This is a genomic window from Streptomyces sp. 549, assembly GCF_030124175.1.
In the GTDB taxonomy this organism is placed as follows: domain Bacteria; phylum Actinomycetota; class Actinomycetes; order Streptomycetales; family Streptomycetaceae; genus Streptomyces.
In genome coordinates, this window is the sequence record NZ_JASKMT010000010.1 from 133,034 (window position 1) to 146,695 (window position 13,662).

The 13,662-nt window shown below is 75.4% G+C and carries 12 protein-coding genes; 8 read left to right on the top strand and 4 right to left on the bottom strand.

The genetic code is table 11. The annotated features are described in order from the left end of the window. Nucleotides 1-90: 90 nt before the first annotated feature. Nucleotides 91-285 (bottom strand): hypothetical protein, encoded by a 195-nt coding sequence (locus QNO07_RS14335; protein ID WP_283992364.1) that lies wholly within the window; start codon nucleotides 283-285, stop codon nucleotides 91-93. Between the two features lie 224 nt (nucleotides 286-509). Between QNO07_RS14335 and QNO07_RS14340 the strand changes: the two genes are divergently transcribed. Beyond that, nucleotides 510-869: a VOC family protein gene (locus QNO07_RS14340; RefSeq protein WP_283992365.1), complete on the top strand. Its 360-nt coding sequence runs from the start codon at nucleotides 510-512 to the stop codon at nucleotides 867-869. Nucleotides 870-957: 88 nt separating this feature from the next. On the opposite strand, the gene QNO07_RS14345 is transcribed toward QNO07_RS14340, so the two are convergent. The 3 genes from QNO07_RS14345 to QNO07_RS14355 form a co-directional block, all read right to left on the bottom strand. Further along, nucleotides 958-2,007, bottom strand: a complete 1,050-nt coding sequence (locus tag QNO07_RS14345; protein WP_283992366.1) for a hypothetical protein — start codon at nucleotides 2,005-2,007, stop codon at nucleotides 958-960. Between the two features lie 35 nt (nucleotides 2,008-2,042). Continuing rightward, nucleotides 2,043-2,930 carry an alpha/beta fold hydrolase gene (locus QNO07_RS14350; protein ID WP_283992367.1) on the bottom strand — a complete coding sequence of 296 codons (888 nt, stop codon included), beginning with the start codon at nucleotides 2,928-2,930 and terminating at the stop codon, nucleotides 2,043-2,045. 97 nt (nucleotides 2,931-3,027) lie between these two features. Next, nucleotides 3,028-4,005 (bottom strand): AfsR/SARP family transcriptional regulator, encoded by a 978-nt coding sequence (locus QNO07_RS14355; protein WP_283992368.1) that lies wholly within the window; start codon nucleotides 4,003-4,005, stop codon nucleotides 3,028-3,030. A gap of 135 nt (nucleotides 4,006-4,140) precedes the next feature. Between QNO07_RS14355 and QNO07_RS14360 the strand changes: the two genes are divergently transcribed. From QNO07_RS14360 to QNO07_RS14390, 7 genes are all read left to right on the top strand, one after another. Then, nucleotides 4,141-6,483, top strand: a complete 2,343-nt coding sequence (locus tag QNO07_RS14360; protein ID WP_283992369.1) for a sensor histidine kinase — start codon at nucleotides 4,141-4,143, stop codon at nucleotides 6,481-6,483. Further along, complete coding sequence (locus tag QNO07_RS14365) at nucleotides 6,468-7,136, top strand: response regulator (protein WP_283992416.1); 669 nt, start codon at nucleotides 6,468-6,470, stop codon at nucleotides 7,134-7,136. The genes QNO07_RS14360 and QNO07_RS14365 overlap by 16 nt, the downstream gene beginning before the upstream one ends. Nucleotides 7,137-7,548: 412 nt before the next feature. Next, entirely contained in the window at nucleotides 7,549-8,661 is a 1,113-nt protein-coding gene (locus QNO07_RS14370; protein ID WP_283992370.1) for a polyprenyl synthetase family protein, read from the top strand. Further along, entirely contained in the window at nucleotides 8,658-10,181 is a 1,524-nt protein-coding gene (locus QNO07_RS14375; RefSeq protein ID WP_283992371.1) for a phytoene desaturase, read from the top strand. The genes QNO07_RS14370 and QNO07_RS14375 overlap by 4 nt, the downstream gene beginning before the upstream one ends. Next, the gene (locus QNO07_RS14380) at nucleotides 10,178-11,272 is read left to right on the top strand and encodes a phytoene/squalene synthase family protein (protein ID WP_283992372.1); all 1,095 of its coding nucleotides are present in this window, start codon (nucleotides 10,178-10,180) and stop codon (nucleotides 11,270-11,272) included. Before QNO07_RS14375 ends, QNO07_RS14380 begins: the two co-directional genes overlap by 4 nt. Then, nucleotides 11,269-12,279, top strand: coding sequence for a Rieske (2Fe-2S) protein (locus QNO07_RS14385; RefSeq protein WP_283992373.1), 1,011 nt, complete (start codon nucleotides 11,269-11,271; stop codon nucleotides 12,277-12,279). The genes QNO07_RS14380 and QNO07_RS14385 overlap by 4 nt, the downstream gene beginning before the upstream one ends. Continuing rightward, nucleotides 12,276-13,580, top strand: a complete 1,305-nt coding sequence (locus QNO07_RS14390; protein WP_283992374.1) for a lycopene cyclase family protein — start codon at nucleotides 12,276-12,278, stop codon at nucleotides 13,578-13,580. The genes QNO07_RS14385 and QNO07_RS14390 overlap by 4 nt, the downstream gene beginning before the upstream one ends. The last annotated feature ends 82 nt before the right edge of the window (nucleotides 13,581-13,662 follow it).

The following is a 13,662-nucleotide window of genomic DNA, read 5'->3' on the forward strand; positions in this document are numbered from 1 at the left end:
GCACCTGTGGCGCACGGTGCGGCGTGCGCCGCCCGGGGCAGCCCCCGTGGGTGATGCGGGACTGCCCGCAGGGGCGCTCGACGAGCCGGCTCAGAGCGAGAGGCTGCCGAGCAGGCTCGCCAGCCTCTCGCCGCCCGCATGGATTCCGGGGGCGAGGGCCGAACCGGCCAGGTAGAAGCCGAACAGCGCACACACCAGGGCGTGCACCGGTTTCAGCCCGTGCCTGCGGCAGAGCAGGAACACGAGGAGTCCGAACAGGAGGACGCCGGAGATCGACAGGGTCATGAGGGCTCCTGGCAGGGCGGTGACAGGGTCCCCACGGCCCTTCCACCAGCCCCGGCGTGTCAAAAGCGGTGTGCCTCCGCTCGGGTGAACACCCCCTCCAGGACGGTGAACCCCAAGGCGTCGTCCGCCGGTGGACGGCCGCCGGGCGTGCCGCGCCAGGCGGGCTTACGGTGGAGTGGTACCGACCAAGGCCGGCCCGGCGCACAGCGCGAGGGAGTAGCGACATGACTGGCGAACCGGCGTTCTTCGAGCTGGGAGTGGCCGATCCGGCCCGCGGCCGGACCTTCTATGAGGGACTGTTCGGCTGGCACTTCGAAGCCGGCCCCTCCGGTGGCGAGGGGTTCCTCATCCGCACGCCCACCCTGCCCGGTGGCATACACGGCGGTGACCAGGGCGGCGGCCCCTACCTCTTCTTCGGCGTCGACGACATGCCCACCGCCCTGGACCGGGTCAGGGAGCTGGGCGGCACGACGGAGGAGGACCTGGAACGCGACCCCGAGGTGATCGCCGCGTTCGGGCACTTCGTGCTGTGCCGGGACGACCAGGGTTCACCTTTCGGCCTGCACCAGCCACCCGCCCGCTGAACCGCACGCGCCCGGGTGACCGGCGCTTCCCGCCCGGCGTGCTCCTGCCCCGGCCCGCGCCGCGCGTTCGCCGCCGGGGCGGGCCCGGTCAGCCGGTGATGCCGGGATGGCGGTCCATGATGTCCTCGGCCACGAGGTCCAGGCGCGGCAGGAAGTCCAGGGTGCGGGCGGCCTTCGTCCGGAGGTCGGCAACCGAGGTGACGCCCAGGTCGGCCAGCACCGCGTGGAAGTCGGGCAGCAGCGTGCGGTGGAGGGACGGTGCGTCCGCCGCAAGTGCCGTGTGGCAGCGCGCGAGGGTGGCGACGATCCAGAAGACCGCCTCGCGGTGCGACCCGTCCTCCACCAGGTCGCGGCTGCCGTCCACGGCGACCGGTCGGGCCTCGGTGGTCAGGTCGCCGCTGAAGAAGAACGGGGTCCTGGCCACCCGGGCGGTTGCGTCGAAGGTGTCGGCCAGCGTGTCGAGGTGGCGCCGCACGGTCCCCGCCGACAGGTCGGCGCAGCCGAGCAGGTCCAGCAACTCCCGGTGCAGCCCCGTGTGGCCGTACACCTGGAGCACTTCGCGCGCGCGTACGTACCGCAGCCGCACGGTCGGGTTGCGCAGGGCCGCGACGAGCAGTACGTGCGTGGTCACCCCGGTACCGAACAGCCAGCGCGTGACCTGCTCGTGGAACGGCTCCGGGCCCGTCGGTGCGTCCAGACGCGCCACGATCCGCCGGCGGGCGTCGGCGCACCGGCGGCGCACCCACTCGCGTTCGGCGAACCGCCGGGCCACCTCGGCGTGCAGCGCCGCAAGTTCCCCGGTGGGGTCGTCGAGTGCCGACGGATACCGGAAGCTGCCAGCCAGGTGGTAGTCGGCCAGGACACCGGTGGGCGAGCGCACGTCCGCCCAGGGCAGCCGGCTGACCTCGAGCAGTGCGCCGCGGTGCCGGAACTTGCCCGGCCCGGCGGGTAGCTCCCTGCCGTCGGTCACCACGACCACGTCGACGTCCGACGTCGGTGCGAGCATCGCGTCGTCGGGCATGCCGACCGTGGAGCCGCTGTAGTACGAGCCCCGGTAGGCCGGATCACCCGCCGCGTGCCGGGCGATCCAGTCGGCTGCCGCCGCCCTCGCCGCGCCCACGCGTACTTCCTGCTCCATGCGCACCGGTCCGCCCCCGGGACCCGGAACCGCGCTCACGGTGTGCTGTCCGCGTTGCCGTCCAGCAACGTGCGCACCAGGTCGACGATCGCCTCGGGGCGTTCCTCCACCACGAGGTGACCCGCACCGGGGATGGTGCGCACCGCGACGCCGAGGCCACGGGAAGTGGGCGAGGCCAGCCGGGACGGCGGCAGGAACACGTCGTGCTCGCCGGTGGCCACCACGTTCGGCACCCGCCGGGACCGGGCGAGCACGGAGCGGGGCAGGGGAGCAGGCGCCAGGCTGGAGCGGCAGGACCGGGACAGCAGGGTCATCCAGGTGACGAGTTCGTCCGACGGCTGACGGCCGGGCCCGTGCAGGTGCCGCAGCAACGCAGCGCTGCGGACCCCGGTGGGGCGGGTGAGCCAGGGCAGAGTGGCCGCCAGCACGCCGCCGGTGAGCCTGAGCCGGGCCAGGCCCGCGGGGGAGACCAGCACCCGCCCGACAAGCTGCGGTGCGTCGCAGGCCAGCGCGATCGCGCCACCGAGCGAGTGGCCCACCACGACGGTCGGCCCCGGGCCGATCCCTTCCACCACATCCTGGAGCCACCGGCCGTACCAGGCCTGCCGGTGCCGCCGGGGACGCTCGGCCGCGCTCAGTCCCGGCTGCCCGGGCACATCCACGACGCAGGTGGGCCAGCGCGCCGCCAGGGCGGTGACCAGCGGCAGGCTGGTGGCGGCGTTGAAGTTGGTGCCGGGAACCACGACCACCCGCGGGGTGTCCCGCCCCGGAGTGGCGTCCTCCCCCGCGGTGACCACGTGGGTGCGGCCGGCGCCGGTGGCCACTGCGGTGGTCCGGTGGGCCACGGGCCACGCCGCGAGCCGGTCGGTGCACCACTTCTCGACGTCCCGGCGGGCGGCGGCACTTCTGTAGACGGCGGTCATACCCGCACTGTCCCAGACGGCACGCCCTCGCGAGCGCCGACCCCGCGTCATGAACGCACCCCGCCCGCGGCGGCCCTTCCCAGGACCATCGGCAACCTCAGCCGGCCAGCGCGGCCAGCCCCGGCCGACGGGCCGTCAGCGCCGGGGAGTGCTGGTGGACGGCGTCGCGCAGCGCGCACAGTTCCGGGCCGGGCTCAAGCGACAACTCCCGCTGGAGCACCGTCCGCAGCCGGTTGAACTCCAGCAGTGCCTCCGCGGTCCGCCCCGCGCCGTGCAGGGCCCGCATCAGCAGCGCCCACGCCGACTCGCGCAGCGGCTGGTCCTCGGTGAGGGCCCGCGCGTCCAGTACCGCAGGTAGGCACGCGCCCAACCCGACGAGGGCGGAGACCCGCAACTCGCGGGCGGCGAACACCGCCTCGTCCCACCGCGCGGTCTCCCGCAGGGCGAACTCGTGATCGCGGGCATCCTCCAGGGCGGGGCCGCGCCACAGCCGCATCGCCCGGTCGAGGATGTCCAGCGCGGCATGCATGCCGCCGTCGGCCATCCGCTGCCGGGCCTCTTCGGTCAGCTGCCCGAACCGCACGGTGTCGCGCGCTGCGGCCGGCACGTGCAGCGTGTATCCGCAGGGTCCGCTGACCAGCACCCGGGGACGCTCGTTGCGGGGGCGGCCGGGCTCCAACGCGCCGCGCAGCCGGCTGACATGGGCGTGCACGGCGGAGACGGCCCCGGCCGGCGGCCTTCCCGCCCACACGTCGTGGCACAGCCGGTCCAGCGGGACCGGCCGCCCGTTCGCCGTCAGCAGGCGCACCAGCAGCAGCCTGCGCTGCCGCGGGCCGAGGTCGACCGGCGAGCCGTCGGCCCGCAGCACCTCCACCGGTCCGAGCAGCCCGAACCGCAGCGCCGCAGCGGGGTCGTCCTCCCCGGTCCGGGTGTCGCCCGCAGCGGAGGGGGCCTGCGCCACGGCGGCAGACCGGTACGTGGCCGCCGCGAGGGGCAGGCGGAACGACGGGGCGAGGGCCGGCATGGGGGCCGGGGCCGCGTCCTGAACGAAGTGGAAGGGCAGCACGGTGTTCATGGCGACCAGCTTTCCGTGCGTCGCGCGCCGCCGCGTCCGCCGGCGGCACGATCACTGTCTCTACCCACGGGTGCAGACCGGTCGGCCAGAGGGGTGACGCCGGGGCAGCGGAGGCGGCCTTAGGGTCGAGCTGTCATGTACTCCCACCCCAGCCGGCTGCTGCCGGTCCTGCTGGCCGCGGCCCAACTGGTCGTGTGGCCCGGCCTCCCCCTGCTGCGGGGCGCGGCCGTCGCCGGTACCGCCGTCGCCGGCGCCCTGCTGGCCACCGCGATGGCCGCGGTGATCCTGCACCTGCGGGAGCGTGCCCCGGTGGGCGCGCTGCTCGCGCTTGTCGCCGTGAGTGCCGTCGGCCCGGCGGCCACCCGGCCCGAGGCGGTGCTGCTGTTCAGCACGGTCGGGGTGGCGGTCGCCCTGTACACCGTCGCGGTACACCGCGACCCGTCCACCACCGCGGTCGTCACGATCGCACTCACCACCTGGCAGGGGATGTGGGGCGCTCACTTCCACCACCTCGGCAACGGGTTCCCGGCGGACCTGCTGGTCACCGTGGCCGCCCACCTGTGCGCGGTCGGCCTGGGCGCCAGCAGGCGGCGGTGGCTGGCGGGCAGGCGCCGTGCCGCCCGGCTCCTGGCCGCCAGCGAACGGGAACGCGCGCAGGCGGCGGAGTCCGAGCGGCTGAGGCTGGCCCGCGAGCTCCACGACGTCAGCGCCCACCACCTCACCTCGGTTGTCGTCACCGTCGACACGGCACGCAAGCTCGGCGACCGCCGACCCGAACTCGGCGACGCGGCACTTGAGTTCGCCGCCCGGACGGGACGCGAGACGCTCGCCGCGCTGCACCGGCTCGTGGCGGTCATGCGGACCGTCGAGCGAGGCGAGGAACCGTCGCAGGACGCCGGCGACCTCGCCGCACTCGTCTCCGGCTTCGTCCGGCTGGGCCAGCCCGTCCATCTCGACGTGCCGAAGGACGTCGACGCCCCCGTCGCCGACGCCACCTACGGCATCGTCCGGGAGGCGCTCACCAACGCGCTGCGCTACGCGCCCGGCGCCCCGGTCCGGGTGGAGCTGCGGCCCGGACCGCACAGCTGGCGGCTGCGGATCGACAACGACGCTGTGCCGCAGGTCGAACCGGCACCCGCCTCACCTGACGCCGGCCAACCGCCGCGGTGGGGCGCAGGCCGCGGCATCACCGGCATGCGGGAACGCGCGGCGGCGGCCGGCGGCAGGCTCACGGCCGGGCCGCGCCCGGGCGGCGGTTGGCGGGTCGAGGCCGACCTGGGCACCGGGGCAGGACCCGGTCGGGAGCGGCCGGCCACCGGCTCGGTGCTGTGGCTGCAGATCGCGGTGGCGGTCGTGGCCGTGCTCAACCCCGTGCTGCCCTCCGTGCTCTCTTTCGGGCACCAGGCGGAGGACTCCGCCTCCGCCGCCTCCGCGCTGGCCGGTCTGCTCGCCCTGGCGCACGCCCTGCCGCTGCTGCTGCGCCGCTCCCGGCCGTGGGCCGCGCTGGCCGGGGTCCTGGCCACGGTGTTCCTGTGGCCGCTGTTCGGCGGGCTGGGCGTGCTGCCGCCCGGAGCCACCGGTTACCTGCCGCTGGCCGCCGCCGCTGTGACGGCCGCCGTGTACGCGGTCGCCGCCCACGGACCGCACCGGCCGCCTACCAGGCTGGCCGTGCCGGTCGCCGCGACGGCGCTGACCGCGGCACTGGCCGGCACGGCGGCGGGCAGCGGACGGGTCGGCCCGCTGCCCGTGCCGGCCGCCGCGGCGGCAGCACTCGTGGTCCTGCTCCTGCTGTTCACCGCGGCCTGGACGGCGGGGCGGCGGATGCGCCGCAGCCGGTCCGCGGTACGCGGACGCGAGACCACCGCCCTGGCCGAGTCGGCGCGGCGCGCCACCGAGGCAGCCCACTGTGAACGGCAGGCGATCGCCGCCGAACTGCGCGAACGGGTGCTGCACCGTGCGTCCCGTGTGGTCGAACTGGCCGAACAGCGGCAGCTGTCGGACATCGCCGCGGAGGCACGCGCCGCCCTGGCCGCGATGCGGGACCTGCTCGGCACGCTGCGCGACGCCGGGACCGCCGCGCGTCGCTCGCCGCAGCCGACGTCGGCGGCGCTGGCGGACCTGTGCGCCGAGCACCGTGCCGCCGGGCGCGAGGTGCGGCTGCACGGCCTGGAGTCGGTGCCCGCCGGGCTGCCGCCCGACACCGAACTGGCGGTGTTCCGGACGGTGGAGTCCGCACTCGCCGCAGGCGATACCGGCCCCGCCGAGGTGCGGCTGGCGCACACCGGTGCCCGGCTGGCCGTCACCGTCACCGGCGTGCCGCAGGCGACGAGTGGTACGGCGCTCGCCCGCCTCAAGGTCCAGGTGTCCGCCGCCGGCGGACGGCTCACCACCGGAACCGCCGAGTCCGTCCAGCTGTGGCTGCCGGCCGGGAACGGCCCGGCCCCTTCCCAGGAGGTACTACCATCACCATCCGCGTGATCGTCGCCGATGACCAACTCGTCGTCCGGGCGGGCTTCGCCGCCGTGATCGGTGCCGAACCCGACATGACCGTAGTCGGCGAGGCGGGCGACGGCGCCGCGGCGGTGCAACTCGCCGAGCAGACCGCGCCCGACGTCGTCGTCATGGACATCCGCATGCCCGACATGGACGGGCTCACTGCCACCCGCCTCCTCACCGCCCGCGGCGAGAAGCCGCGCGTGCTGGTGCTCACCACCTTCGACCTCGACGCCTACGTCTACGAGGCGCTTCGGGTCGGCGCGTCGGGGTTCCTGCTCAAGGACGCGGAGCCGGACGACCTGCTGGACGCGATCCGGGTCGTCGCCGAAGGCGACGGCGTGCTCGCCCCAGGGGTGACCCGGCGCCTCATCCACTCCTTCGCGGGCGGCGCGCCGCCCGTCGCCCCCGGCGGCACGCTCGACGGCCTCACTCCGCGGGAGAGGGAGGTGCTCCAGCTCATCGGCACCGGGCTGAACAACACCGAGATCGGCGAACGCCTCGGGGTGGCCACCGGGACGGTCAAGTCCCATGTGAACGCGCTGCTGGGCAAACTCGGCCTGCGCGACCGGGTCCAGGCCACCATCCTGGCCTACGACCTCGGCCTGGTCCGCCCCCGTATGCCCCCGGCGCACTGACCTGCCACGACCAGACCTGACCTGCCACGAACCCGACTGGGCACGGGACGAAGCCACGCAACGGCCGCCGCGCCGACTGCCCCCGGTCTGCCGACGTCCGCGTAGGGCGCCGCCAGGCGGGCACTGGTGAACCGTGCCGCGACGTCCGCCGCCGGGCTCCCGGGCCGCCCCGTCCCTCCCTCGCCGGCCGCCGACTCGCGGAGTTTTCTGTGTGTCGGTGCGTCCGCCGGGTGGTCGCGGGCGGAAAGGTGGTGTGCTGGAGGTGGTGTGTGTGATGGGTGTGCGTGGTGGGAGCAGGTGTCTGTACGTGGGTGCGGTGGAGGGGCAGTCCGGCAGGCCGGGCAGCGGGACGGCCGGTGGCCGTGCCCCTTCGCCGTGCACGTCCGACGCGGTACCCGGGACCACCGGGTGTGTGGACCACGACGTCGCCGCCGCGGTGGAGGCGGTGCTGGCCGGATGGCTGGCCGAGCGGACACGGGAAGCACACGCCGTGGACCGGGACTTCGGCGACGAGGTGGCGGCCCGGCTGGAACGGTTCGTCTGTGGCGGCGGCAAGCGGCTGCGCGCCCGTTTCGCCTGGTGGGGCTGGCGCGCCTTCGGCGGCGCCGCCTGCGGGGAGCAGGCCCGCACCGCGCTGCTCCTGGGCGCGGCGCTGGAGGTCCTGCAGGGCATGGCGCTGATCCACGACGACGTGATGGACGGTTCCGGGCTGCGCCGCGGTTCCCCGGCCGTGCACGTCGACTTCGCCGACTGGCACGCGGCGCGCGCGATGCGCGGCAGCGGCGGGCGGTTCGGTGAGAGCGCCGCCGTGCTCGCCGGCGACCTCGCGCTCGCCTGGGCCGACGACCTGGTCGCCGAACTCGACGTGCCCCCCGCCACGCGCCGCGAACTGCGGCTGCTGTGGCGGCGGATGCGGCTGGAGATGGTCGCCGGGCAGTACCTGGACGTGCGGGCGCAGGCAAGCCGGCAGGTGTCCGCGGAACGCGCCCTGCGGGTGGCCTACCTCAAGAGCGCGGCCTACACGGTCGAGCGACCCCTCGGCCTGGGCGCGGCGCTCGCCGGAGCCCCGGCGGCGATGCGAGAGGACCTTGCGGCGGCGGCCCGCTGCGCCGGGGTCGCCTTCCAGCTGCGGGACGACGTGCTGGGCGTGTTCGGCGATCCGGACCGGACGGGCAAGCCGTCCGGCGATGACGTACGGGACGGGAAGGTGACGTATCTGGTGACCGTGGCCGAGGAGCTGGCCCGCACCTCGGGCGACTCGGAGGCGCTGGACGTGCTCCGCACGTGCCAGGGTGACGCCGAACTGACGCCCGAGGGGCTGGAGCGGTACCGGGAGACGGTGACCGCACTGGGCGCACTGGAGGCGGTGGAGGAGAGGATCGAGGACCTGGTCGAGGAGAGCCTGCTGGCACTGGAGAAGGCGGCGCCTGACGCCGCCGCGCACCGGGAGCTGTCCCGGCTGATGCTGGCCGCGGCCGGCTCGGGCCGTGTGCTCGCCCCCGCGATGGGCGGTGGGGCCGCGTGAAGCGCGTCAACGGCCCCAGCGACCACGTGGTGGTCGTGGGCGCAGGCCTGTCCGGCCTGGCTGCCGCCCTGCACCTGCTGGGCTCCGGACGCCGGGTCACCGTGGTCGAGGCCCAGGACCGTCCGGGCGGACGCATGGGGCGCATGGACATGGACGGCTACCGGGTCGACACCGGGCCGACCGTGCTCACCATGCCGGACCTGGCCGAGGAGGCGTTCGCGGCGGTCGGCGAGAGCCTCGCCGACCGGGTCGAGCTGCTGCCGCTGGCGCCCGCCTACCGGGCGCAGTTCGCCGACGGCTCGCAGGTCGACGTGCACACCGACGGCGAGGCCATGGAGGAGGAGGTCCGCCGGTTCGCCGGTACGGACGAGGCCGACGGCTACCGGCGGCTGCGGGTGTGGCTGGAGAAGCTGTACCGCGCCCAGATGCGCCGGTTCATCGACGCCAACTTCGACTCGCCGCTGGACGTGGTCAGCCCGGACCTCGCCCGGCTCGCCGCCCTGGGCGGGTTCGGCAGGCTCGACGCGCGCATCGGCAGCTTCCTCAAGGACGAACGGCTGCGCCGGGTCTTCTCCTTCCAGGCCCTCTACGCCGGAGTGCCGCCCGAACGGGCCCTGGCCGCGTACGCAGTCATCGCCTACATGGACACCGTCGCAGGCGTGTACTTCCCGCGCGGCGGCATGCACACCCTGCCGCAGGCCATGGCGGACGCCGCCGCCGACGCGGGCGCCGAACTGCGCTACGGCACTCCCGTCGCGCGCCTGGAGCAGCGTCGCGGCCGGGTCGAGGCCGTCATCACCGAGGACGGGCAGCGCACCCCCTGCGACGCCGTCGTCCTCACCTGCGACCTGCCCGTCACCTACCGGCTGCTGGGGCGCACCCCGCGGCGGCCCGTCGGCCTGCGCCACTCGCCGTCCGCGGTGATCCTGCACGTGGGCACCGACCGGACGTGGCCGCAACTGGCCCACCACACCATCTCCTTCGGGCAGGCCTGGAAGCAGACGTTCGAGGAGATCACCCGGGAGGGCAAGGTCATGAGCGACCCGTCGCTGCTGATCACCCGGCCGACCACGCACGATCCGTCGATGGCACCGGCGGGCCGCCACCTGCACTACGTCCTGGCGCCCTGCCCGAACACCGACATCGGTCCCTCCGCCCACGCCTGGGGGGAACTCGGCCCGCGCTACCGCGACGAACTCGTCGGGGTGCTGGAGAAACGCGGACTCGACGGACTCGGCTCGGCCGTCGAAGCCGAAACCCTCGTCACCCCCGCCGACTGGGACCGCGACGGCCTCGCCGCGGGCACGCCGTTCTCCGCGGCGCACACCTTCTCCCAGACCGGCCCGTTCCGCCCGCGCAACCTGGTGCGCGGCGTCGACAACGCCGTGCTCGCCGGCTGCGGCACCACTCCCGGCGTGGGCGTGCCCACGGTGCTGGTCTCGGGCAAGCTCGCCGCCGACCGCATCACCGGCGGACGCCGGCCGGTGCGCGCCCCGGCACGACGGGGGGTCCGCCGATGAGCCTGCGTGAACTCGACGCAGCCCGCATCGTCGAACCGGGTCTGCGCAACGACTACCTGTTCTGCCGCGAACTCAACTCCCGCCACGGCAAGACGTACTTCCTCGCCACCCGGCTGCTGCCGCCCCGCCGCCGACCCGCGGTGCACGCCCTGTACGGCTTCGCCCGCTGGGCCGACGACATCGTCGACACCCCCGCCGAGCAGACCAGCCGGGCCGCAGCCCGCCAGGGCGGGCCGGGTGTGACTCCGCCGGTGCCGGCGCCCGCCGTGCCCGCTCCGGCTCCCGCCCCGCAGCAGGCGGCCCCCGCCGGCCCGGCGCCGCAGGCAGACCGGCAGCGCACCGAGGCGCTGCTCGCCCTGGAACGGCAGCTCCTGCCCGGCCTGCGGACCGGACACAGCGAGGAACCGGTGATCAGGGCGCTCGCCCACACCGCCCGCACCTACCGGATCCAGGAGACGCACTTCACCGACTTCATGGCGTCGATGCGCATGGACCTGGAGGTCACCGACTACCCCGACTACGCGGCGCTGGAGCGGTACATGCACGGCTCGGCCGCCGTCATCGGCCTGCAGATGCTGCCCGTGCTGGGCACCGTCGTGCCGCGTGCCGAGGCCGAACCGCACGCCGCCGCGCTCGGCGTGGCGTTCCAGCTGACCAACTTCCTGCGCGACGTGGGGGAGGACCTGGACCGCGGGCGCGTCTACCTGCCGGCGGATCTGCTGGCGGCCCACGGCGTGGACCGCGAACTGCTGTACTGGAGTCGTGCCACCGGACGCAGGGACATCCGCATCCACCGGGCGCTTGTGGAGACCGTCGCGCTCACCCGCGGCGTCTACCGCCGGGCCGCCCCCGGCATCGCGATGCTCGACCCCGTCGCCCGGCCCTGCATCGAGACCGCCTTCCTGCTGTACGCGCAGATCCTCGACAGCGCCGCCGACGCCGACTACCCCGTCGTGCACCGCCGGGTGGCCGTCCCCGGCGCCCGGCGCGCCGCGATGGCCCTGCGGGGCGCCGCGCGGGTCACCGCTGCCCGGACCCGCAAACGACTGGCTGAGCGCCGCTCCGCCCCCACCCGGAAGGAACCCGCATGAGCAGGCCGGCTCCCCGCCCGAGGCGGCGCCTCCCGCTGCGGGCCCGCCGGAACCCCCAGCGGTGGGAACGCCAGCAGCCCACCTGGCGGCAGGCCCAGCCGGCCGTCATCGCCTCCGCGCTGAAGGCCGCCACGGCTCGGCCCTCCGGCAACTGGTTCGTACTCGCCTCCTCCCGCGCGATCCGCGCCGACCGCACCTTCGGCCGGACCGTCGCCGGGCAGGAGGTCGTCGCCTGGCGGGACGCCGCCGGCACGCCGCAGGCCGGGCCCGGCTCCTGCCCGCACCTGGGGGCCCCGCTGCGGGAGAGCCCGGTGCGCTGCGGACAGGTCGTGTGCCACTGGCACGGACTGGCCCTCAACGGCAAGCCGTTCGCCGGCTGGCAGCCCTACCCCGTGCACGACGACGGCGTGCTGACCTGGGTCCGCCTCGACGAGGCGGGCGGCGAGGAACCGCTGCCGCGGCCGGTGCTGCCCACCCGCCCGTCGGCGCACGGGTCCACGGTGTCCGCGGTAGTCGACGTCGAGGGGGTGTGCGAGCCGCAGGACGTCATGGCCAACCGCCTCGACCCGTGGCACGGCGCCTGGTTCCACCCGTACGCGTTCGTCGATCTCACGGTGGAGGACCCGGGGCCCGACGGCGACGAGCACGGCTTCGCCGTCGACGTCTCCTTCAAGGTCTCCCGCCGCCTGGTCGTGCCGGTGCGGGCGGTGTTCACCGCGCCGGAACCTCGGACCGTCGTCATGCACATCACCGAGGGCGAGGGCCTGGGTTCAGTGGTCGAGACGCACGCCACCCCACTGGGCACCGACGACCGGGGACGGCCCCGGACGGCCGTGGTGGAGGCGGTCATCGCCACGTCCGAGCGCCGCGGCTTCCGTGCCGCCAGCCGCGCCGCGGCCCTGCTGCGGCCGGTCATGCGGGCAACGGCGGCCCGCCTGTGGCGGGACGACCTCGACTACGCGCACCGCCGGTGGCAGCTGCGCAGCACGGGGCGCTTCCCCGGATGACCCAGCTCCCACCCACCCCGCCCAGCCGTCCCGGCCCCGCTCCCGGCCCGGACCCCGCTCCCGACCCCGCGTCCGGTCCCGGCCTCACCTCCGTGCAAGGCGACGTGGACGTCGCCGTCATCGGGGCGGGCGCGGCGGGCCTGGCGCTGACCGCGGCGCTGGCCGACGGCTCCCGCGGCGCGCGGACGCCGTCCGTCGTCCTGCTGGAGGCGCCGCCGGGGCCGCTGCGTCCCGGCGACCGCACCTGGTGCTTCTGGGAGGACGCGCACGGTTGGGAGGACGCGGTGTGTGCCAGCTGGCCGCGCATCCAGGTCGCCCACCGCGACGGTACCCGCACCGACGCGGACGTCAGCCCGATGCGCTACCGGATGATCCGCTCCCGCGACTTCGAGTCCGCCGCCCGGCGCCGCTGGGCCGGCCGGCCGCAGGTCCGCACCCTCAGCGCCACCGTCACCGATGTGCGGGACGGGCCGGGCGGAGCGACCGTGCACTACGGCACCCCCGACGGCGCCGCCCGTGCCCTGCGGGCCCGCTGGGTGTTCGACTCCCGCCCGCTGCCCCGGCTGCCCCCCGCACGCACCACGCTGCTCCAGCACTTCCGCGGCTGGTTCGTCCGGCTCCCCGAGCCGGCGTTCGACCCGGGCGCCGCCGTGCTGATGGACCTGCGCACCCCGCAGCCCCGCCACGGGCTGTCCTTCGGCTACGTGCTGCCGCTGTCCGAACGGGAGGCCCTCGTGGAGTACACCGAGTTCTCCCGGCAGGTGCTCGACCGGGCCGGCTACGACCACGCGCTTCGCGACTACACCGAACGCACCCTCGGCCTCGGGCCGTTGACCGTCACCGCGACCGAACAGGGTGTCATCCCGATGACCGACGCAGTCTTCCCCCGCAGCGCGGGCCGTTCGGTGTTCCGCGTCGGCGCAGCCGGAGGAGCCACCCGGCCGTCGACCGGCTACACCTTCGCCGCGGCGCTGCGCCAGGCCGAGGCCACCGCCGCCGCCTACCACGCGGGCGGCAGACCGGTGCCGCCGGCGGCACACCGGCCCTGGTCCCGGGCCATGGACGCGGTGCTGCTGCGCGCCCTGGACACCGGCCGCGTGGACGGCGCCGACTTCTTCAGCCGGCTCTTCCGCAACAACCCCGCCCCGCGGCTGCTGCGCTTCCTCGGCGGCACCTCGACGCTGCCGGAGGACCTGCGCATCGGCACCACCACCCCGGTGTGGCCGATGCTGCGCACCAGCGCCGAGGTGCCGCTGGTACGCCGCCGCCCCGCCCGGCCATCGAACCGGCCCGGTTCCTGAACCGGCCCTCGATCTGCCCGCCCTGCGCCCCGTCCGCCTCCGCGGGAGGCTGACCCGCGGCACCAGCCAACGGCCCGGCACC

Excerpts from the sequence above, each read along its gene's own strand:
- QNO07_RS14335 (WP_283992364.1), bottom strand. The coding sequence starts at position 285 with ATGACCCTGTCGATCTCCGGCGTCCTCCTGTTCGGACTCCTCGTGTTC.
- QNO07_RS14340 (WP_283992365.1), top strand. The coding sequence starts at position 510 with ATGACTGGCGAACCGGCGTTCTTCGAGCTGGGAGTGGCCGATCCGGCC.
- QNO07_RS14345 (WP_283992366.1), bottom strand. The coding sequence starts at position 2,007 with ATGGAGCAGGAAGTACGCGTGGGCGCGGCGAGGGCGGCGGCAGCCGAC.
- QNO07_RS14350 (WP_283992367.1), bottom strand. The coding sequence starts at position 2,930 with ATGACCGCCGTCTACAGAAGTGCCGCCGCCCGCCGGGACGTCGAGAAG.
- QNO07_RS14355 (WP_283992368.1), bottom strand. The coding sequence starts at position 4,005 with ATGAACACCGTGCTGCCCTTCCACTTCGTTCAGGACGCGGCCCCGGCC.
- QNO07_RS14360 (WP_283992369.1), top strand. The coding sequence starts at position 4,141 with ATGTACTCCCACCCCAGCCGGCTGCTGCCGGTCCTGCTGGCCGCGGCC.
- QNO07_RS14380 (WP_283992372.1), top strand. The coding sequence starts at position 10,178 with ATGAGCCTGCGTGAACTCGACGCAGCCCGCATCGTCGAACCGGGTCTG.
- QNO07_RS14385 (WP_283992373.1), top strand. The coding sequence starts at position 11,269 with ATGAGCAGGCCGGCTCCCCGCCCGAGGCGGCGCCTCCCGCTGCGGGCC.
- QNO07_RS14390 (WP_283992374.1), top strand. The coding sequence starts at position 12,276 with ATGACCCAGCTCCCACCCACCCCGCCCAGCCGTCCCGGCCCCGCTCCC.